The 21,064-nt window shown below is 71.4% G+C and carries 13 protein-coding genes; 4 read left to right on the plus strand and 9 right to left on the minus strand.

All coding sequences use genetic code 11. The annotated features are described in order from the left end of the window. Window positions 1-273: 273 nt before the first annotated feature. The 3 genes from EEJ42_RS24505 to EEJ42_RS24515 all read right to left on the minus strand — a co-directional run bounded on the left by EEJ42_RS24505 (window position 274) and on the right by EEJ42_RS24515 (window position 4,076). Entirely contained in the window at window positions 274-1,086 is an 813-nt protein-coding gene (locus tag EEJ42_RS24505) for a pectate lyase (RefSeq protein WP_123102921.1), read from the minus strand. Window positions 1,087-1,263: 177 nt separating this feature from the next. Beyond that, a complete protein-coding gene (locus EEJ42_RS24510; RefSeq protein WP_123102923.1) occupies window positions 1,264-2,058 on the minus strand; it encodes a pectate lyase in 795 nt (264 codons plus the stop codon). Between the two features lie 65 nt (window positions 2,059-2,123). Then, window positions 2,124-4,076: a rhamnogalacturonan lyase gene (locus EEJ42_RS24515; protein WP_425472955.1), complete on the minus strand. Its 1,953-nt coding sequence runs from the start codon at window positions 4,074-4,076 to the stop codon at window positions 2,124-2,126. 140 nt (window positions 4,077-4,216) lie between these two features. On the opposite strand from EEJ42_RS24515, the gene glgP reads away from it, so the two are divergent. The 3 genes from glgP (at window position 4,217) to EEJ42_RS24525 (ending at window position 7,986) form a co-directional block, all read left to right on the plus strand. Then, entirely contained in the window at window positions 4,217-6,937 is a 2,721-nt protein-coding gene (gene glgP, locus EEJ42_RS24520) for an alpha-glucan family phosphorylase (protein WP_123102925.1), read from the plus strand. A 259-nt stretch (window positions 6,938-7,196) separates the two neighbouring features. Continuing rightward, window positions 7,197-7,355, plus strand: coding sequence for a hypothetical protein (locus tag EEJ42_RS51120; RefSeq protein ID WP_184503253.1), 159 nt, complete (start codon window positions 7,197-7,199; stop codon window positions 7,353-7,355). A 94-nt stretch (window positions 7,356-7,449) separates the two neighbouring features. Next, a complete protein-coding gene (locus EEJ42_RS24525) occupies window positions 7,450-7,986 on the plus strand; it encodes a suppressor of fused domain protein (protein ID WP_123102927.1) in 537 nt (178 codons plus the stop codon). A gap of 61 nt (window positions 7,987-8,047) precedes the next feature. Here the strand turns inward: EEJ42_RS24525 and EEJ42_RS24530 are convergent, their stop codons facing one another. The 3 genes from EEJ42_RS24530 to EEJ42_RS24540 all read right to left on the minus strand — a co-directional run bounded on the left by EEJ42_RS24530 (window position 8,048) and on the right by EEJ42_RS24540 (window position 14,001). Then, window positions 8,048-9,715, minus strand: a complete 1,668-nt coding sequence (locus EEJ42_RS24530) for a M4 family metallopeptidase (RefSeq protein ID WP_123102929.1) — start codon at window positions 9,713-9,715, stop codon at window positions 8,048-8,050. Window positions 9,716-9,867: 152 nt separating this feature from the next. Then, window positions 9,868-11,508 (minus strand): M4 family metallopeptidase, encoded by a 1,641-nt coding sequence (locus EEJ42_RS24535; RefSeq protein ID WP_184503255.1) that lies wholly within the window; start codon window positions 11,506-11,508, stop codon window positions 9,868-9,870. A gap of 267 nt (window positions 11,509-11,775) precedes the next feature. Next, window positions 11,776-14,001 (minus strand): M4 family metallopeptidase, encoded by a 2,226-nt coding sequence (locus EEJ42_RS24540; protein ID WP_123102941.1) that lies wholly within the window; start codon window positions 13,999-14,001, stop codon window positions 11,776-11,778. Window positions 14,002-14,540: 539 nt separating this feature from the next. Here EEJ42_RS24540 and EEJ42_RS24545 point away from each other — a divergent pair. Further along, the gene (locus EEJ42_RS24545) at window positions 14,541-15,065 is read left to right on the plus strand and encodes a DinB family protein (protein ID WP_123102943.1); all 525 of its coding nucleotides are present in this window, start codon (window positions 14,541-14,543) and stop codon (window positions 15,063-15,065) included. Window positions 15,066-15,087: 22 nt separating this feature from the next. On the opposite strand, the gene EEJ42_RS24550 is transcribed toward EEJ42_RS24545, so the two are convergent. The 3 genes from EEJ42_RS24550 to glgX are packed head-to-tail and all read right to left on the minus strand — an operon-like array spanning window position 15,088 to window position 21,018. Continuing rightward, on the minus strand, window positions 15,088-16,947 hold the full coding sequence (locus EEJ42_RS24550) for an ABC transporter ATP-binding protein (protein WP_123102933.1): 1,860 nt from the start codon (window positions 16,945-16,947) through the stop codon (window positions 15,088-15,090). Next, window positions 16,944-18,767 carry an ABC transporter ATP-binding protein gene (locus EEJ42_RS24555; protein WP_123102935.1) on the minus strand — a complete coding sequence of 608 codons (1,824 nt, stop codon included), beginning with the start codon at window positions 18,765-18,767 and terminating at the stop codon, window positions 16,944-16,946. The genes EEJ42_RS24550 and EEJ42_RS24555 overlap by 4 nt, the downstream gene beginning before the upstream one ends. A 34-nt stretch (window positions 18,768-18,801) precedes the next feature. After that, complete coding sequence (glgX, locus tag EEJ42_RS24560) at window positions 18,802-21,018, minus strand: glycogen debranching protein GlgX (protein ID WP_123102937.1); 2,217 nt, start codon at window positions 21,016-21,018, stop codon at window positions 18,802-18,804. Window positions 21,019-21,064: the final 46 nt, after the last annotated feature.

The raw sequence follows: 21,064 nt of genomic DNA on the forward strand, positions 1-21,064 counted from the left end.
CGCGGCCTGTGCGGGCAGCGCCCCGCCCGCCAGCACCACCGCGGCGGCGGCCAGCGCCCCGGCCGTGCCGAGGCGGCCTCTGCTTCTCCTGTGCGCCATGGACGCTCCCTCCCCGGCCCTCCCCGTACGCGAGGGCGCCAGGGTCTCGTGGGGCGGGGACCCCGACAAGTGCGCATCGGGGGGCGGAACCGGCGCGGTTCCGCCGCATGGGGACGCGCCGCGCCCATCCCCGGTGAGGGGCGGGCACGGCGCGCGGTGGAGCGGTTCCGACGCCTACTTGTAGGAGATGTCGGACTCCTTGTAGATGCAGGTCTTGCCGTCCGGGCCGGAGCCGGTCTCCTCGGGCTCCGCACCGGTGTCGTTGCCCTTGAAGCGGACGCAGGGGTCGATCTTCTTGCCGCTGTCCCCGATGATCGTGATGTTGCTGAGCTTCGCGGTGTCCCCGAAGTTCTCGTTGACGCCGACCAGCGACTTACCCGGAGCGGTCACCTCCACTCCGTCCACCACCACCGCGCGCTTCTGCTGCTCGGAGCAGTTGCCGCAGGAGCGGTAGAGCTTGCCGAAGTCCTGCACGGCGAAGTCGCGGATGGTGAGGGTGCCGCCGCCGTTGTGCTGGAAGACCTTGTCATCGGCCTTGCGCGCGCCGCCGCCCTCGATGGTGTATTTGGCGTTGGCGCCGCCCAGGAAGGTCGCGGCGTCCTCGCCGACGTCCTCCCACCAGACGTTCTGGAGCGTGCAGCTGCCCTCGCAGTGGATGCCGTCGGCGGCGGGGGAGCCGATGACGACGTTCTTGAGCGTGGCGCCGTCGGCCAGTTCGAACATCGCGGGCTGGCCCTCGTCCTGGCCGCCGTCGCCGAGTTCGCCCTCGCCGATGAAGCGCTGCATCTTGCCGTCGACGACGCCGGAGATCTTCTGCGTCGAGCTGACCGGCTTGTCGTTACCGGGGGTGGGCCATTCGGCGGACGCCGAGGCCGAGGAGAGCATCGTTCCGGCCGTGATCGCGCCGATGGTGAGGGCGGCGGCGCCGAGGCCGCCGATCAGGGCGCGCTTGCGGGTGGGACGCGGTCTGTGGTGCTGCGGTGCCATGTGTATCCATTCCGTGGGGGGAGTGGGGGGATCATGTACGCCCTGAAGTCGCCGCCGCGCCGGAAGACGTTGCCGCCCGGCTCAGAAAAAAATCACCGCAAAAAATCACCGCCCGGCCCGCAAAAAATCACGGACCGGGCGGCGGACTCTCACCTACGCCTCATGTGCGGGCGATGCCTACTTGTAGGTGAGGTCGGAGCTGCTGTACTTGCAGTACGTGCCGTCGGCGTTGCTGCCGTTCTTCGTCGGCTCCTTGCCGGTGTTGTTCCCGATGTACTTCTGACACGGGATGATCTTCTTGCTGCTGTCCCCGACGATCGTGATCTTGCGCAGGGTCAGCGAGTCGCCGTAGTTGGTGTTGATCCCACCGATGACCTTGCCCGGCGCGGTGATCTCGGTGTTGGTCACGTTGATCGTGCGCTTGTACTGGCTGGAGCAGTTGCCGCAGGAGCGGACGAAGGTCGAGAAGTCCTGTCCGGCGAAGTTGGAGATGTTGAGCGTGCCGCCGCCGTTGAACTGGAAGATCTTGTCCGACGCCTTGCGGGCGCCGCCCCCGATGACGTTGTACGTCTCGCCGGTGCCGCGGAAGGTGGCGGCGTCCTCGCCGACGTCCTCCCACCAGACGTTCTGGAGCGTGCAGCTGCCCTTGCAGTGCACGCCGTCGGCGGCCGGGGCGCCGATGATGACGTTCTTGAGGGTCGCGCCGTCGGCCAGCTCGAACAGCGGGCCCTGGTCCTCGTCCTGGTTGTCCGAGCCGAGGTCGCCGTCGCCGTAGTAGCGCTTCATGCCGCCGTCGGTGGTCCCGCTGACGGGGATCGTCTTGGTGACCGCCTGCGGGGTGCCGCTGGGCGAGGGCCAGGTGGCGGCCGACGCGGCGGACAGGGACAGACCGGTGGTGATCGCACCCGCGGTGAGGGCGATGGCGCCGAGGGCGCTGCCGATCGCCCGCCGTCTCATGCGTAATTCAGCCATGTCACAGCTCCTTGTGCGGAAGGGGGTGATGGTGAAGGTGGTGAAGGGGAAAAGCAGTCAGGGGGTCAGGGGGTGGTGATGGCCGGCCGCGGAGGGGTCGCCATCTTGTTGCCGATGAAGAAGCTGGGGTGCGGCGGCTGGTTGTAGCCGGTGTTCTGCCAGGCCAGCGCCTCGCGGTACTGCCGGTCGTGCAGCAGCGTGGTGATCCGCCGGTCGGTCTCGTAGGGCGTGGAGTAGATCCGCAGCGCCTTGTTGTCGCTGGTCGGCCAGATCACCTCCTCGCGCCAGTCGCCGAGGATGTCGCCCGCCAGCGACGGGTTGGCCTTGGTGCCGTTGTTGGAGTGCACCCCGGAGGCGGTGAGCTGCCGGGTCTCGCCCGACGTCCCGTACTTGTCGATACGCGTACCGTCCAGCAGTTCGCGCACCGGGTCGCCGTCCCACCAGGACAGGAAGTTCATGGACGACGGCTTGCGGCCCTTGGTGGCACCGGAGGCCGAGCGGATCTGGTCGTCCTTCGCGGACCACATCTCGGCGCCGTCGTTGCCCGCCCAGATGTCACCGGCCACGCCGCGCCCGTTGTCGCCGTTGGCGCCGGTCGTCCAGAGCACCTGGCCGGTCTTGGCGTCGGCGAGGTACGAGGACGGCTTGGAGGAGTCCTCGTCCACCTTGAAGTACTCCAGGCCCGCCCGGGACGGGTCGAGGTCGCCGAGGTGGGCGGCGTCGCCGTGGCCGTTCTTCGTCGTCCACAGCCCGGAGCCGTTGTCGTCCACGGCCATCGAGCCGTAGACGATCTCGTCCTTGCTGTCGCCGTCCACATCGCCGATGGTCAGCGCGTGGTTGCCCTGCCCGTCGTAGCCCTTGCCGCTGTTGGTGGAGCTGTTCGTGTCGAACGTCCACTTGCGGGTCAGCTTGCCGCCCTTGAAGTCCCAGGCGGCGATGACGGTGCGGGTGTAGTAGCCGCGCGCCGAGACCAGGGAGGGTGTGGAGCCGTTCAGGTACGCCGTCCCGGCCAGGAACCGGTCCACCCGGTTGCCGTACGAGTCGCCCCACGAGGAGACCGTGCCGCGCGCCGGGACGTAGTCCACGGTGTCCAGCGCGGCGCCGGTGCTGCCGTTGAACATCGTCAGGAACTCGGGGCCGCTGAGCACGTAGCCGCCGGAGTTGCGGTGGTCGGCGGAGGCGCTGCCGATCGTCTTGCCCGCGCCGTCGACCGTGCCGTCCGCGGTCTTCATCGCGACCTCGGCCTTGCCGTCGCCGTCGTAGTCGTACACCTGGAACTGGGTGTAGTGGGCGCCGGAGCGGATGTTGCGGCCCAGGTCGATGCGCCACAGCCGCTTGCCCTCGACGGTGTACCCGTCCACGATCGTGTTGCCGGTGACGCCGGACTGCGAGTTGTCCTTCGCGTTCGTCGGCTGCCACTTGAGCACGAGGTCGAGGTCGCCGTCGCCGTCCAGGTCGCCGACCGAGGCGTCGTTGGCCTCGTACGTGTAGTCGGAACCGGCGGCCGGGGGCGAGATCGGGACATCGAGGTAGCCCGAGCGGAACTGGAGGGCGGCGGACGAGGCGGGCTGCTCGGTGCCGTTCACCACCGCGCGCACCGTGTAGGCGTCCGAGGCCGCCGCGCCCTTGTCCAGGTAGTTCGTCGAGCCCGTGATCGGGGACGCGTTGACCTTGGTGGAGCCGCGGTAGACGTTGAAGGCGACATTGGCCGGGTCGGTGGCGAGCCAGCGCCAGCTGACCAGGTTGTCGTTGCCGGAGCGGACGCTGACCAGGCCCCGGTCCAGCTTCTCCAGCTGGGCGGCCGCGGCCTTCGCCTTGGTGGTCGCGCCCTTCGCCGCCGTCGCCCCCTCCGCCTCGGCCTCCGTCTCGGCCGCTCCCGAGATGCTCGCCAGGCCGGTGACGGCCAGCGCGCCCACCGCGAGCGCCGCGACCAGCGTCCGGGGGCGGCCGAGCCGCTCGCGCGCGGCGTGTCTGGGCGGGTGACCGGGTGCGGGCTGCGATCTGTCCCGGATACGCACGGGGCCTCCAAGGCATGGGGGGAAGTGAACGCCCCCTAGTCGTCGCCCTGGCCGGAAAGGTTGCCGCCTCCCGACCGAACTTCGCGGGGCTCGGGCGAAACAGCCGAAACGGGGGCGCGTCGGCCGCTACCGTCGAAGGCGTGAAGGCCATCCGTCGCTTCAGCGTGCGTCCCGTGCTCCCGGAACCCCTACGACCGCTCCACCGGCTGGCGCGCAATCTGCGCTGGTCGTGGCATCCCGAGACCCGCGAGCTGTTCGAGGCCGTGGACCCCGAGCGCTGGCGGGAGTCCGGCGGCGACCCGGTGCGGCTGCTGAGCGCCGTACCCGTCGCCCGGCTGGCGGAACTCGCCGCGGACCGCGGCTTCCTGCGGCGGCTCGGGGCGGTCGCCGAGGATCTGGACGACTATCTGACCGGCCCCCGCTGGTACCAGGGCCGCACGGCGGCCGCGCCGGACCGGACGGACCGGTCCGAGGACGCGGCCCGTTCGGACGACGCGGCCCCGGCGGAGGGGGCGGCCCCGGCGGCCCCGGACCGTACGGACGGTGGCGCGGGATCCGAAGGGAGCCAAGCCCTCCCCGCCGCCATCGCCTACTTCTCGCCCGAGTTCGGCATCACCGCCGCCCTGCCCCAGTACTCCGGCGGCCTCGGCATCCTCGCCGGTGACCACCTCAAGGCCGCCAGCGACCTCGGCGTCCCCCTCATCGGCGTCGGGCTGCTCTACCGCCACGGCTACTTCCGGCAGTCCCTCTCCCGCGAGGGCTGGCAGCAGGAGCAGTACCCCGTCCTCGACCCCAACGAGCTGCCGCTCACCCTGCTGCACGAGCACAAGCCCGGCGCGGGCATGGGCAAGCCCGCCAGGATCACCCTCGCCCTCCCCGGCGGCCGTCCGCTGCACGCCCAGATCTGGCAGGCCCAGGTCGGCCGGGTGCCGCTGCTGCTCCTCGACTCGGACGTCGAGGGCAACGGCCCCGGCGAGCGCGGCGTCACCGACCGGCTCTACGGCGGCGGCAGCGAACACCGGCTGCTCCAGGAGATGCTGCTCGGCATCGGCGGCGTGCGCGCGGTGCGGGCGTACTGCCGTATCACCGGGCACACCGAGCCCGAGGTGTTCCACACCAACGAGGGCCACGCCGGGTTCCTCGGCCTGGAGCGGATCCGCGAACTCATGGCGGAGGCCGGTCCGGGCGTGGACTTCGACGCCGCCCACGAGACGGTGCGGGCCGGGACGGTGTTCACCACTCACACCCCGGTGCCCGCCGGGATCGACCGGTTCGACCGCGAGCTGGTGGCCCGCCACTTCGGGGACGACGGCGAACTGCCCGGCATCGGCGTCGAGCGCATCCTCGCGCTCGGCCGGGAGACCGCCCCCGGCGGAGACCCCGGCGTCTTCAACATGGCCGTCATGGGGCTGCGGCTGGCCCAGCGCGCCAACGGGGTCTCCACCCTCCACGGCCAGGTCAGCCGCGAGATGTTCGCCGGGCTCTGGCCCGGCTTCGACGCCGACGAGGTGCCCATCACCTCCGTCACCAACGGCGTCCACGCGCCCACCTGGCGCGCCCCCGAGGTCACCCGGCTCGGCGCCCGCCAGTTCGGCCACCTCCCCGCCGGTGAACTGTGGGAACTGCGCCGCACCCTGCGCAAGCAGCTCGTCGCCGAGGTGCGCCGGCGGCTGTACGCGTCCTGGCGGCAGCGCGGCGCGGGCACCGCCGAACTGGGCTGGATCGACTCCGTCCTCGACCCCGACGTCCTCACCATCGGCTTCGCCCGCCGCGTCCCCTCGTACAAGCGGCTCACCCTCATGCTGCGCGACCGCGACCGGCTCACCGAGCTGCTGCTGCACCCCGAGCGGCCCGTCCAGATCGTCGTCGCGGGCAAGGCGCACCCGGCCGACGACGGCGGCAAGCGCCTCGTCCAGGAGCTCGTCCGGTTCGCCGACGACGCCCGGGTGCGGCACCGCCTCGTCTTCCTGCCCGACTACGGCATGGGCATGGCCCAGAAGCTCTACCCCGGCTGCGACGTCTGGCTCAACAACCCGCTGCGCCCGCTGGAGGCGTGCGGCACCAGCGGCATGAAGGCCGCCCTCAACGGCTGCCTCAACCTCTCCGTACTCGACGGCTGGTGGGACGAGTGGTACGAGCCCGACTTCGGCTGGGCCATCCCCACCGCCGACGGCTCCGCCGTGGACGAGGACCGCCGCGACGACCTGGAGGCGGCCGCCCTCTACGAACTGCTGGAGAACCGGGTCGCACCGCAGTTCTACGACCGCGGCCCCGACGGGCTCCCCGGCCACTGGATCGACATGGTGCGCCAGACCCTCACCACCCTCGCCCCCAAGGTGCTCGCGGGACGCATGGTGCGGGAGTACGTCGAGCGGCTCTACGCCCCGGCCGCCCGCGCCCACCGCGCGCTCGACCCCGCCACCTCCCGTGCCCTGTCCGCCTGGAAGGCCCAGGTCCGCGCGGCCTGGCCGCAGGTGGCCGTCGACCACGTGGAAACCCGGATCACCCCGCCGGCCCCCGGCGGCGCCGCCGAACTCGGCTCCGCCCTCTCCCTCCGCGTCGAGGTCCGCCTCGGCGGCCTCGACCCCACCGACGTCGAGGTCCAGGCCGTCGCGGGCCGCGTGGACGAGTCCGACCAGCTCACGGACACCGCCCACATCCCCCTCAAGCCCACCGCGGGCCCCGACGACCAGGGCCGCCACCTCTACGAAGGCCCCCTCGCCCTCGACCGCACGGGCCCCTTCGGCTACACCGTCCGCATCCTCCCCACCCACCCCCTCCTGGCCTCCCCGGCCGAACTCGGCCTCACCGCCCTCCCGTCGGAATCCACCTCGGAGGCGGCGGGAGTGCTGATGCGCTGAACCGTTGACCGCTAGACTGACGGCGGACCGCTGAGCACGGGGGAATGTCGCGCCGCATGTCCGACGTCATGCGGCGCACGAAAAAAGCCGACCGACTTCACGTGGACGGAATTGCCGCGGTCCCGGAGAGCCCCGCTCTCCGCTCGCACGTATTGAGATCTTGGACGTCGGCAGGACCTCAGCTGACCACCCATACGGTGGTCGGGCTGAGCCTGCCGGGCCTCCAGTTCGACCACCCGGATCGAGGGGTTGAGAACTGGTGGACTGGGACGCCATCACCCTGCTCATACTCGCGGCCTTCGGCCTCGCCGGACTGGTACTGACCCTGTCAGCCGAGATCCTGTCCAAAATCCCCGCCGTCATCACCGCCTGGCGCCGAGCCCGCGCCGCCTGGCGCGGCGGCACCGACGACGGCTGAGCCGGATGCACGTGCAAAAGGTCGTGCAACCGCACGGTCGCGCCGTATCGTCGTGCACATCGACACGCGACACGTGCGACGAAAGCGAAGAGGGATGACAGCGGACGACGGGTTCCTGGGCCACCTCGAACAGCACCTCGGGGAGATCCGGCACATCGCATCGGGCCACTACGACCTGGTCGAGTTCCACCTGCCGGATCCCGGGATCAGCACGGTGATCACCAATGGGCTGCGCTTCCAATCCCTCACCGCGACGCGCCCGCAGGAACTGGTGTGCAGTCTGGGGGAGGGGCAGCAGGACTTCGCCCGCTACTTCGTCGACAGCATGGCCGGAGTGCTCCTGGAGCAGGGGCGCGGACTGGAATACGGGGCGGTCGTCGTGAACGACCGGCCGGTGCTGGAGGGCACGGAGATGCACGGCGTGCTCGCGCATCCGAGTCCGTACTTCGGAAGCGACTTCGACCTGTTCCTCGACGCGTCGGGGGATCCCGCGGTGCAGATCATCACGCTGATGCCGGTGACGGCGCCCGAGGCCGCCCTGGTCGAGGCGGAGGACGCCGACGAGCTGTTCGAGCGCTTCTGGGCCAAGCGCCCCAACCTGCTGGACGTCACCCGCCCCTCTGCCGTCTGAGGGGGGCGGGTTCCGGCCGGGCGGGTCACGGGGCCCGCCCGGCCGGAGGCATCTCAGGGCGTTACTTCACGTTGACGCCGCCCCAGGCGTTGTTGACCGCCTTGTACTCGGTGCTGTTCGCGCCGTACAGCTTCTTCGCGGCGTTGAGCGTCGCGGTGCGGGCCTTGGCGTAGTTGGTGGTCGAGGTCATGTACGTGGACAGGGCCTTGTACCAGATCTTCTCGGCCTTGGCGCGGCCGATGCCCTTGACGACCCGGCCGTCCTTGGTCGGGCTGTTGTACGTGACGCCACCGATCACCTTGCGGCCACTGCCCTCGGCCAGCAGGTAGAAGAAGTGGTTGGCGATGCCCGAGGTGAAGTGCGGGTCGTCCTCGCCGACGCCGCTCTTCCAGTAGTCGTAGGACAGGCCGTCCTTGCTGGGCTTGTCCATGTAGCGCAGCGGGGTGCCGTCGCCGTTGATGTCGATCTTCTCGCCGATGAGGTAGTCGCCCGGGTCCTTGGCGTTCTTGGCGTAGAACTCGACGGCGGTGCCGAAGATGTCGGAGGTGGCCTCGTTGAGGCCGCCCGACTCGCCGCTGTACTCGAGGTTGGCGGTGGCCGAGGTGAGGCCGTGGCTCATCTCGTGGCCCGCGACGTCGAGCGAGGTGAGCGGCTTCTTGTCGCCCTCGCCGTCGCCGTAGGTCATGCAGAAGCAGTCGTCGTCCCAGAAGGCGTTGACGTACGCCTTGCCGTAGTGGACGCGGGAGTAGGCCGCCTTGCCGTTGTTCTTGATGCCGTTACGGCCGAGGACCTTCTTGTAGTAGTCCCAGGTCATGGCGGCGCCGTAGTGGGCGTCGACGGCGGCGGTCTGGGCGATGGTGGGCTTGCCGTTGCCCCACACGTTGTCGGCGTCGTAGAACGCCGACCCCTTGCCGCTCTCCTTGTGCTTGAGGTTGTACGTCTGGTGGCCACCGCGCGCGGTGTCCTTCAGCAGCCACTGGCTGCCGCTCTTGACCGACCCGACGGTGACCTTGCCGTTGTGCTGGCCGGTGCCGGTGCCGTTCTCGATGGCCTGGTACTCGTACAGCTTCTTGCCGGTGTCCGCGTCCGTGATGACGTGCAGCCGGTTCGGCGTGCCGTCCTTCTGGACGCCGCCGATGACGGTCTCGTACGCGAGGACGGGCTTGCCGGTGGCGGCCCAGATCACCTTGCGCGGGGCGCGCTCGGTGGCGGCGCCGGAGACGTCGGCGGCCTTCGCGGCGGCCAGGGCGGTCCGCTGGGCGCCGGTGGCGGCGAGGGCGGCGCGGGTGTCGGCGACCTTGATGTCCGCGTCGGTCGCCTTGGTGACGCCCTCCTTGGCGCCGCTCGGCGTCTCGTGGACGACCAGGTCGCCGCCGAGGACCGGCAGTCCGTCGTAGGTGCGCTCGTAGCGGATGTGGGTGGAGCCGTCGGCGTCCTTGACGACATCACGGACGATCAGCTTCTCCTTGCCGCCGAGCCCGAGGGACTTGGCGGCGGAGACGGTGGTCGTCCCGGCCTCGCGCAGCAGCTCGGCACGGGCCGAGGGGGAGAGGCTGACGGTCTGGGCGCCGGCGGAGCCGGACGTCGGAGTCGCCGCGCCCGCGGGGCCGGCGGTGGCACCGGCGGCGAGCAGGGAGGCGGCCAGGGTGGCCGCTCCGGCGGCGAGGGCGGTACGCGAGCGTCTGTGACGGGATATGCCAGATATGGCAGACGTCGAGCGTGAATCCACGCGTATCTCCTGTTGTCATGGGAAGTTGGCCGACGTATCGGTCAACCCGGCAAAGATGTGTCTTTGCTGTGAAGAAAACATACCGGCGCCCGGGGACAAACCCCGGGCACCGGCCGCATGTTGTGCGTTACGCATCGGTAACGCCGTTGGCGTTACTTCACGTTGACCCCGGCCCAGGCGGCTTCCACGCCCTTGGACTCGGCGCTGTCCTTCCCATAGATGTCGTTCGCGGCCTTCAGGGTTGCCTCACGCGCCGCGTGGTAATCCGTGGTGGACGTCATGTACGTGGTCAGGGCCTTGAACCAGATCTTCTCGGCCTTGTCCCGCCCGATGCCCTCGACCTTCTTGCCGTCCGAGGTCGGGCTGTCGTACTTGACCCCGCCGATCTCCTTCGCGCCGCTGCCCTCGGACAGCAGGTAGAAGAAGTGGTTGGCGACACCGGAGGAGTAGTGGACGTCGAGGTCGCCGACCTTGTCGGACCACTCGTCCGCGGACTGGCCGTCCTTGCTGGGCTTGTCCATGTAGCGCAGCGGGGTGCCGTCGCCGTTGATGTCGATCTTCTCGCCGATGAGGTAGTCACCGGCGTCGGTGGAGTTCTTGGCGTTGAACTCGACGGAGGTGCCGAAGATGTCGGAGGTGGCCTCGTTGAGGCCGCCGGACTCGCCGCTGTACTCCAGGCCCGCGGTCTTGGAGGTGACGCCGTGGGTCATCTCGTGCGCCGCGACGTCGAGGGCGGTCAGCGGGGCCTTGTTGCCCTCGCCGTCGCCGTACGTCATGCAGAAGCAGGAGTCTTCCCAGAAGGCGTTGACGTAGCTGTCGCCGTAGTGGACGCGGGACGTGGCGGCCTTGCCGTCGCCGCCGATGCCGTCGCGGCCGTGGACCTTCTTGTAGTAGTCCCAGGTCGTGGCGGCGCCGTAGTGGGCGTCCACGGCGGCGGTCTGCGGGTCGTCGCCCTTGCCGTTGCCCCAGGCGTCGTCCTCGTCGGTGAACGCCTTGCCCTCGCCGTCCTCCTTGTTCTCCAGGTTGACGGTCTTGTGGCCGCCGCGGTCGGCGTCGGTCAGGGTGAAGCCGCTGCCTTCCTTGGCGGTGCCCAGCTCCACCTTGCCGCTGTACTGGCTCTGGCCGCTGCCGGTTTCGACGCCCTGGCGCTCGTAGAGCTTCTTGCCGGTGGCCGCGTCGGTGATGACGTGCAGCTCGTTCGGGGTGCCGTCCTTCTGGACGCCGCCGACGACGGTTTCGTACGCCAGGACCGGCTTGCCCGTGGCGGCCCAGATCACCTTGTGCGGGGTCTGCGCCTTGGCGCCCTTGCTGTCGTCCGCCCGGGCGGCCTTCACCGCGGTCTGTGCGGCGCTGCTGGGGGCGGCCTCGGCCTTGGTGGTGGCGACCTTGACGGTGGCCTTCGTGGCCTTGCTGACGCCCTGCACCGTGCCGCCCGCGGCCTGGTGGACCACCAGGTCGCCGCCGAGGACGGGGAGTCCGTCGTAGGTGCGGTCGTAGCGGGTGTGGGTGGTGCCGTCGGCGTCCTTGATGACGTCCTTGACGACCAGCTTTTCCTTCGCGCCGAGGCCGAGGGTCTTCGCCGTCTCGGCCTTGGTGGCGTTCGCGTCGCGCAGCAGTTCGGCGCGGGCGGACGCGGTGAGCTTGGCGGGCTGGGCGCCCGCCCTGGCGTCCGCGTCGGCCGGTGCGGCGCCGGCCGATCCGGTGGTGAGTCCGGTGGCCAGCAGCGCCGCGGTGGCGACCGCGGCACCGGCGGCGATCGCCGAACGGCGCCTGCCGCCCCCGGATATGGGCATGCTGAAGGTCTTGCTCACGCTTACTCCCTCGTTGCTGTGGGGGGTCAGTGCCGGGCAGCGGGAAGCGCGGCGCGGCACTGAACAAGAGGTACTGGTGCGTAATGCGTGGGCAGACTGTCATACAAGCCGCGGACATGTCACGGGTTTCCAGGCGGGTCTGGCGGAAAATGTTCATGGAGGCACGGAGGCATGGAGACGCCGCCAGGAGGAGTCGGGTCACTCCTGGCGGCGCCTGGTTCTCGGTGTGTTGGTGGGTCCGGCGTTACATCAGAAGGTCAGCTTCCAGCCGTTGAGGGTGCCGGAGTCCTGCGAGTAGATGTCCTGGACCTTCAGGTTCCAGGTGCCGACGGCCGTCTCGGACGAGGCGTCCACGGTGAACGTGGCCTTCACGTCGTCCGCCGAGTCGAAGATGCTGGAGCTCTTGAGCCGGTAGGCCGTACCGTCCGGGGCGACCAGGTCGATCACCAGGTCACCGCGGTAGCTGTGGGTGATGTCCACGGTCACCTGGAGGGCGGACGGGGCGTTCCCGGCCCGGCTCACGGTGATAGGTGAGGTGACGGCGTTCCCCCCGTCCGGAATGTCGACGTCCGTGGTGTTCTCGAAGACGTTGCCGCCGGTGGTGTTGACGGTCCAGGTGAACGACACGGTGCCGGTCCTGCCCGCCGAGTCGGTCACCGTCACGGTCACCGCGCTGGAGCCCTCGGTGGTCGGGGTACCGGAGATCACGCCGGTGGCGGAGTCGATCGACAGGCCCGCCGGCAGCCCGGTGGCCGTGTAGCTCAGCGCGCCCGCGTTTGAGCTGGTGGCCTTGATCTGCACGCTGGTGGCCTGGCCGACGATGCTGGCCTGGTCGCCGGGCGGGGTGACGCTGACGCCGTCGACGATCCGTGCGCCGACGTTGACCCCGGCCCAGGCGTTCGCCACCGCGTTGTACTGGGCGCTGCCCTGGCCGTACAGCTCGCCCGCCGCCCACAGCGTCGCCTCGCGCGCGGCGGCGTAGTTGGTGTTGGACGTCATGCGCTGGCTGAGCGCCTTGAACCACACCTTCTCGGCGGCGTCCCGGCCGATGCCGGTGACCGGCAGGCCGTCGGAGGTGGGGCTGTTGTAGCTCACGCCGTTGATGACCTTGGCGCCGCTGCCCTCGGAGAGCAGGTAGAAGAAGTGGTTGGCGACACCGGACGAGTAGTGCACGTCCACGTTGCCGACGCCGGAGTACCAGCTGTCCTTGGACGCGCCGTCCTTGCTGGGCTTGTCCATGTAGCGCAGCGGGGTGCCGTTGCCGTTGATGTCGATCTTCTCGCCGACGAGGTAGTCACCGACGTCGGACGCGTTGTCCGCGTAGAACTCGACCGCCGCGGCGAAGATGTCGGAGGTGGCCTCGTTGAGACCGCCGGACTCGCCGCTGTAGACCAGTTTGGCGGTGGCCGCGGTGACGCCGTGGCTCATCTCGTGCGCCGCCACGTCGATCGAGGTCAGCGGCTTGGCGTTGCCCGAGCCGTCGCCGTAGGTCATGCAGAAGCAGGAGTCCTGCCAGAAGGCGTTGACGTAACCGCTGCTGTAGTGGACCCGGGAGTACGCGCCCACGCCGTCGCCCCGGATGCCGCTGCGGCCGTGCACGTTCTTGTAGTAGTCCCACGTCTCGGCGGCGCCGTAGTGCGCGTCGACCCCGGCGGTGGCGGCATCGGACGTGGTGCCGCTGCCCCAGACGTCGTCGGCGTCGGTGAACAGGGTGCCGGTGCCCGAGGTGCCGCGGTTCAGGTTGTACGTCTTGTGGCTGCCGCGGTCGGTGTCGGTCAGGCTGTACGAGCCCGCGCTGCCCGAGGTGCCGAGGGTGACCTGCCCGCTGTACTGGCTGTTGCCGGTGCCGTTCTTGACGCCCTGGTACTGGAACAGCTTCTTGCCGGTGGCCGCGTCGCTGATGACGTGCAGCTCGTTGGGCGTGCCGTCCTCCTGGAGGCCGCCGACCACGGTCTCGTACGCCAGCGTCGGCGTACCGGCCGCCGCCCAGACCACCTTGCGCGGCGCCCGCTCCGCCTCCGTCTTCCGCGACCCTTGCGCGTTCGCCGCCTTCACGGCGGCCTTCTCGGCGGTGGCGGGCTTCACGGCGGCGTCGGTCGTCGCGACCGTCAGCCGCGCCTTGGTCGACTTCGCGACCGTCTCCACCGCGCCGCCCTTGGCGCGCTCCACGACCAGATCGCCGCCGAGGACGGGAAGCCCGGCGTAGGTGCGCTCGTAGCGGGTGTGGGTGGTGCCGTCGGCGTCCTTGACGACGTCCCTGACGACCAGCTTTTCCTTCGCGCCGAGGCCCAGCGTCTTCGCGGTGGCGGCCTTCGCGGAGGCGGTGTCGGCGGCGCGGATCAGCGCGGTACGGGCCGCGGGCGACAACTGCGCGGGCAACGCCCCGGGCCGGGCCTTGGCGGCCATCGTGCCGCCCGCGGCCGCATCACCCGCGCGTGCGGTGGCGGGACCGGTCTGCACACCGACGACGATCATCGCGGCGGCGGCCACCAGGGCACCGGTCGCGGCGGCACGCCGGTGGGGTCCGTGGGGTCTGAGATGCCGTTGGGGGAAGGGTCTCACGCTGACTCCTTCTGCGCTGGCCGCGCGGTGGCGCGGCCGGGACGACCGGACGGCTGGTTCGCCGCCCGGGCAGGGCATGGCGGAGCACGTGGTGCTGCGTGCGTCCGGCGTTACCGGGTTCGCCCGCGCCGCAGACGCACGACGAGGCGAGGCCGCGGTGCGACCGGGGGGCGTGGGGGGGGGTTGGGGGGTGGCCCGAGGTGATGAGCTGTGGAGTTGCTGCACCTCGGTCGAGGGAAGAGTGCCATCATTGGACTCGACCTGTCAGGAGCGCGACAACAAGTTGACCGGAAAGCGTCCGTTGACAGATGNCATTGGACTCGACCTGTCAGGAGCGCGACAACAAGTTGACCGGAAAGCGTCCGTTGACAGATGTGCTCTATCCGCATACCGGATAGGAAAGTTCAGTCCGAGCCATGCCCGATGTCGGCGCCGACTCGTACCCTCACCGCATGACCCGAGCCGCGCACCCTGCCGACGAGCCGCCCCATTCCCTCACCGACACCCGCGAGATGTTCGACGCGTACCTCGACTACTACCGGGCCGTGGTGCTGCGGAAGCTCGACGGGCTCTCCGAGGCCGAGCTGCGCACCAGCCGACTGCCCTCCGGCTGGACCCCGCTGGAGCTGCTCCGCCACCTGACCTTCGTCGAACGGCGCTGGCTGCGCTGGGGGTTCCTCGGAGAGCCGGTGGACGCCCCCTGGGGCGACCGCGGCCCCGACGACCGCTGGCAGGTCCCCGACGACCTCCCGGCCACCGAGGTCCGGGCACGGTTCGAGGAACAGTGCGCCTGGTCACGGGCGGCCATCGCGGGCGTGCCCCTGGAGCGGCGGGCACGCACCGGCGGCCGCTTCGCCACCGAGGCCGACGCGCCCGCCCTGGGCTGGATCCTCTTCCACCTGCTCCAGGAGTACGCCCGCCACGCCGGACAGCTCGACGTCGTTCGGGAGTTGGCGGACGGCGCGGTCGGGGAGTGACCGCGGACGTGCGGCGAGCACGTCACACGAGACTCTCCCGCCATGCCTGGTGCAGCGCCGCGAAGCGGCCCTTGCCCGCGATGAGTTCGGCCGGGGTGCCGTCCTCGACGATGTGGCCGTCGGCCATGACCAGGACGCGGTCGGCGATCTCCACCGTGGAGAGGCGGTGGGCGATGACGACGGCGGTGCGGTCGCGGAGGACCGTGTCCATGGCGCGCTGGACGGCGCGCTCGCCCGGGATGTCGAGGGAGGACGTGGCCTCGTCGAGGATGAGGACGGCGGGGTCGGCGAGGAGGGCGCGGGCGAAGGCGACCAGTTGGCGCTGGCCAGCGGAGATGCGGCCGCCGCGCTTGCGGACGTCGGTGTCGTAGCCGTCGGGCAGGGCGTCGATGAAGTCGTGGGCGCCGATCGCCTTGGCGGCCCGCTCGACGTCGGCGCGGGTGGCGTCGGGGCGGCCGATGGCGATGTTGTCGGCGACGGTGCCGGAGAACAGGAACGCCTCCTGGGTCACCATGACCACGCCGCGGCGCAGGTCGGGGGTGGCCAGGTCGCGCAGGTCGACGCCGTCGAGCAGGACCCGGCCGTCGGTGGGGTCGTAGAAGCGGGCGAGCAGCTTGGCGAGGGTGGACTTGCCCGCGCCGGTCGCGCCGACCACGGCGACCGTCTGCCCGGCGGGCAGGGTGAGGTCGAAGCGGGGCAGCACCTCGCCGCCGGTGCGGTACGCGAAGCGCACCCCGTCGAAGACGACCTCGCGGCCGGACGACCGGGAGGGGCGCGGCGGCAGTGGGCGCGGGTCGGACGGTTCGGGGACGGAGGGGCGCTGGGCCAGCAGGCCCGCGATCTTCTCCAGGGAGGCGGCGGCGGACTGGTAGGAGTTGAGGAACATGCCCAGGCGGTCGATCGGGTCGTACAGCCTGCGCAGATACAGCGCCGCCGCGGCCAGCACCCCGAGCGCCAGATCGCCCGCGGCGACCCGGTAGGCGCCCCACAGAACGATGGCGGCGACCGCCGTGTTGGCGGTCAGCCGGGAGCCGACGACATAGCGGGCCATCTCCAGGATCGCGGTCCCGTTGACCTGCTGGTGGTAGCCGTTCAGCTCGTCGAAGCGGGTGTTGTTGGCGCGCTCGCGGCGGAAGGCCTGCACCGGGCGGATGCCGTTCATGGTCTCGGTGAAGGCGACGATGACCGCGGCGGTGGCCGTCGACCGCTTGCGGTAGACCCGCATCGACCGGCGCTGGAAGGAGCGGATGAGCAGATACAGCGGCCAGAAGGAGAGCACGGCCGCGGCGCCGAGCCCCCAGTCCAGGTACAGCAGGGTGAGGGCGATGTAGACGACGGACAGGGCGATGCCCAGCAGCTCGTCCAGGCCCTCGTTCAGCAGCTCCCGCAGCGATTCGACGTCGGTCGTGGCGCGGGAGATGAGCCGCCCCGAGGTGTACCGCTCGTGGAAGTCCACGCTGAGGGCCTGGGCGTGGCGGTAGATGCGGCCCCGCAGGTCCAGCAGCACGTCCTGGTTGATGCGGGCGGAGGCGCGGATGAACGCGAACTGGAGGGCGCCGGAGGCGAGCGCGCAGCCCAGGTAGCCGGCGCCGACGGCGATGAGCGGGCCGTGGTCGCCGTCCCGGAAGGCGGGCACGGCGCGGTCGATGGCGAACGCGACGAGCAGCGGGCCCGCCTGCACCGCGGCCTGTTGCAGCAGCAGGAGGACGGCCGCGACGCAGACGCGGGCGCGGCGCGGGGCGAGCAGCGAGCGCAGCAGGGAGAGGGAGGCGCCCTTGGGCGCGGGCAGGACGTCGTGGTCGAAGGGGTCGCCCTCGGCGGGGCGCTCCTCCTCGGCCGTGCGCGCCTTTTCGGCCGGGCGTTCCTCCTCGGCCGTCGTCATGGGCCCTCCTCCCCGTCGTTCTCCCCGTCGTGTCCCGACATCAGCGACCGGTACGCGGCGCTGTCCCGCAGCAGTTGGTGGTGGGTGCCGACGGCGGCGATACGGCCGTCCTCCAGCAGCGCCACCCGGTCGGCGAGCAGCACGGTCGACGGCCGGTGCGCGACGACCAGCGCGGTCGTGGTCGCGAGGACCTGCCGCAGCGCGGCCTCCACGCGCGCCTCGGTGTGCACGTCCAGCGCGGACAGTGGATCGTCCAGCACCAGGAAGCGCGGGGCGCCGACGACGGCGCGGGCCAGCGCGAGCCGCTGCCGCTGCCCGCCGGACAGGCTCAGTCCCTGCTCGCCCACCTCGGTGTCGGTGCCCTGCGGCAGGGCATGCACGAACTCGGCCTGGGCCACCTTCAGGGCGCGCGCCAGCGCGGCCCGGTCGGCGCCGTCCGCGCCCATCAGCACGTTCTCACCGGCCGTCGCCGAGAACAGCGTGGGTTCCTCGAAGGCGACGGCGACCAGGGCGCGCAACTCGTCGCGGGGGAGCGCGGTGATGTCCCGCCCGTCGAGGGTGATCCGCCCGCGCGTCACCTCCAGCAGCCGCGGTACGAGGGCGGTCAGCGTGGTCTTCCCGGAGCCGGTCGCGCCGACGAGCGCCATGGTCTCGCCGGGCCGTATGTGCAGGTCCACCCCGTCCAGCACGGGCGGGGCGTCCGCGGGAGCGTCGTCGTACCGGAACTCCACGCCCTCGAACCGCATCCCGCCCTCGCCCCGCTGCCGGGGCAGCACGGACGCGGGCTGGTCCGCCGCGTCCGCCGGGGTGGCGTCCATGACCTCGAAGAAGCGGTCGGTGGCCGTCGCCGCGTCCTGGCTCAGCGCCAGCAGGAAGCCCAGCGACTCCACCGGCCAGCGCAGCGCCAGGGCCGTGGACAGGAAGGCCACGAGCGTGCCCGCCGAGAGGCCGCCGTCGGCGACCTGGATGGTGCCGAGGATCAGGGCCGCGCCGATCGCCAGCTCCGGCAGGGTCATGATCAGCGCCCAGATGGTGGCCAGCAGCCGCGCCTTGCGCAGCTCGGTGGCCCGCACCCGCTCCGACAGGGCCCGGAAGGCGCGGGCCTGGCTGCGGTGGCGGCCGAAGCCCTTGACGATACGGATGCCGAGCACGCCCTCCTCGACGACCGTCGTCAGATCCCCGGTCTGGTCCTGGACGGTGCGGGCCACGGCCGCATAGCGCGTCTCGAACAGCGAGCAGAAGATCATCAGCGGCACGGCCGGGACCAGGAGCACCAGCCCCAGCGTCCACTGCTGCGCCAGCAGGATCGCGAAGCCGACCAGGATGGTGACCCCATTGACCACCAGGAAGGTCAGCGGGAAGGCCAGGAACAGGCGCAGCAGCATCAGATCGGTCGTGGCGCGCGACAGCAGCTGGCCGGAGGCCCAGCGGTCGTGGAAGGAGACCGGCAGCCGCTGGAGATGGCGGTAGAGGGAGGCCCGCATCGAGGCCTCGACGGACGCCAGCGGCCGCGCCACCAGCCAGCGCCGCAGCCCGAACAGCCCGGCCTCGGCCAGCCCGAGGGCGAACAGCAGCGCACCGCCCAGCCACACCCCGCCAGGGTCGCGGTCGGCGACCGGCCCGTCCACCATCCACTTGAGGACGAGCGGGATGACCAGGCCCAGGCAGGAGGCCACGACCGCCACCCCCGCCGCCGAGAACAGCCGGACCCGCACCGGGCGCACATAGGGCCACAGCCGCAGCAGGGAGCGCGTGGTGGAGCGGTGCCGCGGGGCGGCGCCGCCCTCCTGGGCGCGGGGTGGTGTCGTCGTCACAGCCATCAGTGGCGAGACTACGGTCCGCCACCGACAGTGCTCACTCGGTTTTTTGGCGTAGGTCCGCGGGGGTAAGGGCGCGCAGCAGCAGAACCGAGCGTTCCGGCAGCTCGATCGACGCACCGGCCGCGTACCGCACGCCCGGTGGCGCGTCCTGGTCCTCCCGCGCGGTGTCCAGGAGGAGTTCGTAGCCCGCGGCCCACGGCGGCCCGGGCAGCGTGAAGGACAGCGGCGCGGGGCCCGCGTGGAGCAGCGCCAGGAAGGTGTCGTCGGTGACCGGCGCGCCGCGCGGATCCCGCTGCGGCAGGTCCCGGCCGGAGAGGTGGACGCCGAGCGCGGTCGTCGGCGCGTACCAGTCGGATTCGGTCATCTCCTCGCCGCGCGGCGTGAACCAGGCGAGGTCGCGCACGCCGTCCGGGGGCCGGGCGCTGCCGGAGAAGAAGGCGGGCCGGCGCAGTACCGGGTGGGCGCGGCGCAGCCGGATCAGCCGGGCGGTGAGGTCGGTGAGCGCCTGCCAGCCGGGGTCGTCCAGCAGCGACCAGTCAACCCAGCCGGTGGCGTTGTCCTGGCAGTACGCGTTGTTGTTGCCGCCCTGGGTGCGGCCCATCTCGTCGCCCGCGACGAGCATCGGGACGCCGGTGGACAGCAGCAGGGTGGCGAGCAGGCCGCGCAGCCTGCGGCGGCGCAGGGCGCGGATGTCCGGGTCGTCGGTCTCGCCCTCGGCGCCGGAGTTCCAGGAGCGGTTGTCGTGGGTGCCGTCGCGGTTGCCCTCGCCGTTGTCCTCGTTGTGCTTGCGGTCGTAACTCACCAGGTCGCGCAGGGTGAACCCGTCGTGCGCCGTGATGAAGTTGACCGAGGCGCACGGGCCGCGGCTGCCGTGTCCGTACAGGTCGCTGGAGCCGGAGAGCCGGTAGCCGAGGTCGCGCACATCGGGCAGGGCGCCGCGCCAGAAGTCCCGTACGGCATCCCGGTAGCGGTCGTTCCACTCGGCCCACGGCGGCGGGAACGCGCCCACCTGGTAGCCGCCCGAGCCCACGTCCCAGGGCTCGGCGATCAGCTTGACGCGGCGCAGCACGGGGTCCTGGGCGATCGCGGCGAGGAACGGGGAGAGCATGTCGACGCCGTGCGTCGCGGTGCGGGCCAGCGCGCTGGCCAGGTCGAAGCGGAAGCCGTCCACGCCCATCTCGGTGACCCAGTAGCGCAGCGAGTCGGTGATCAGCCGGAGCACGTGCGGCCGGACGGTCTGGAGGGTGTTGCCGCAGCCGGTGAAGTCGGCGTAGCGGCGCGGGTCCTGCTGGAGCCGGTAGTAGCCGCGGTTGTCGATGCCGCGCAGCGAGAGGGTCGGCCCCAGCTCGCCCGCCTCGGCGGTGTGGTTGTAGACGACGTCGAGGATCACCTCGATCCCGGCGGTGTGCAGGGCGCGCACCATCTGCCGGAACTCGCCCACCTGCTGGCCCCGGGTGCCGGTGGCCGCGTACCCGGCGTGCGGCGCGAAGTAGCCGATGGAGTTGTAGCCCCAGTAGTTGCGCAGGCCCCGCCGCAGCAGATGGTCCTCGTGCGCGAACTGGTGCACCGGCAGCAGCTCCACCGCCGTCACCCCGAGCCGGGTGAGGTGCTCGACCGCGGCGGGGTGCGCGAGGCCGGCGTACGTGCCGCGCAGCTCGGGCGGGACGCCGGGGTGGCGCATGGTGAAGCCGCGCACGTGGAGTTCGTAGATCACCGACTCGGCCCAGGGGGTCCCGGGACGGCGGTCGCCGGCCCGCCCGTCCGTCGGCCCGCCCGGGGCGTCGTCGCCCACGACGACGCCCTTGGGGACGTACGGGGCCGAGTCGCGCTCGTCCCGCACGGTGTCGGCGACGTGCTGCTGCGGCCAGTCCCGCACATGGCCGTAGACCTCGGCGGGCAGCGGGCCGCCGTCCGGCGCGAAGTCGCCGTCCACGGCGCGCGCGTACGGATCCAGCAGCAGCTTGGCCGGGTTCCACCGGGCGCCGGTCCACGGGTCCCAGCGGCCGTGTACGCGGTAGCCGTACCGCCGCCCGGGCAGCACCCCGGGGACGAAGCCGTGCCAGACCTCCTCGGTCTGCTCGGCCAGGGCGTGGCGGACCTCGGTGCCGTCGTCGTCGAACAGGCACAGCTCGACGGCCTCCGCACCGCCCGCCCACAGCGCGAAGTTGGTGCCGGGCACCCCGTCGGGGCCCTGGCACACGCGCGCGCCGAGCGGCTGCGGGCTGCCCGGCCAGGCGGCGGGCCCGGTCACGGGTCCCGCGGTGGGACCCGCGGTGGGACCCGCGGTGGGCCCGGCC

Origin of the sequence: Streptomyces botrytidirepellens (assembly GCF_003721215.1) — a bacterium.
Taxonomy (GTDB): Bacteria; Actinomycetota; Actinomycetes; order Streptomycetales; family Streptomycetaceae; genus Streptomyces; species Streptomyces himastatinicus.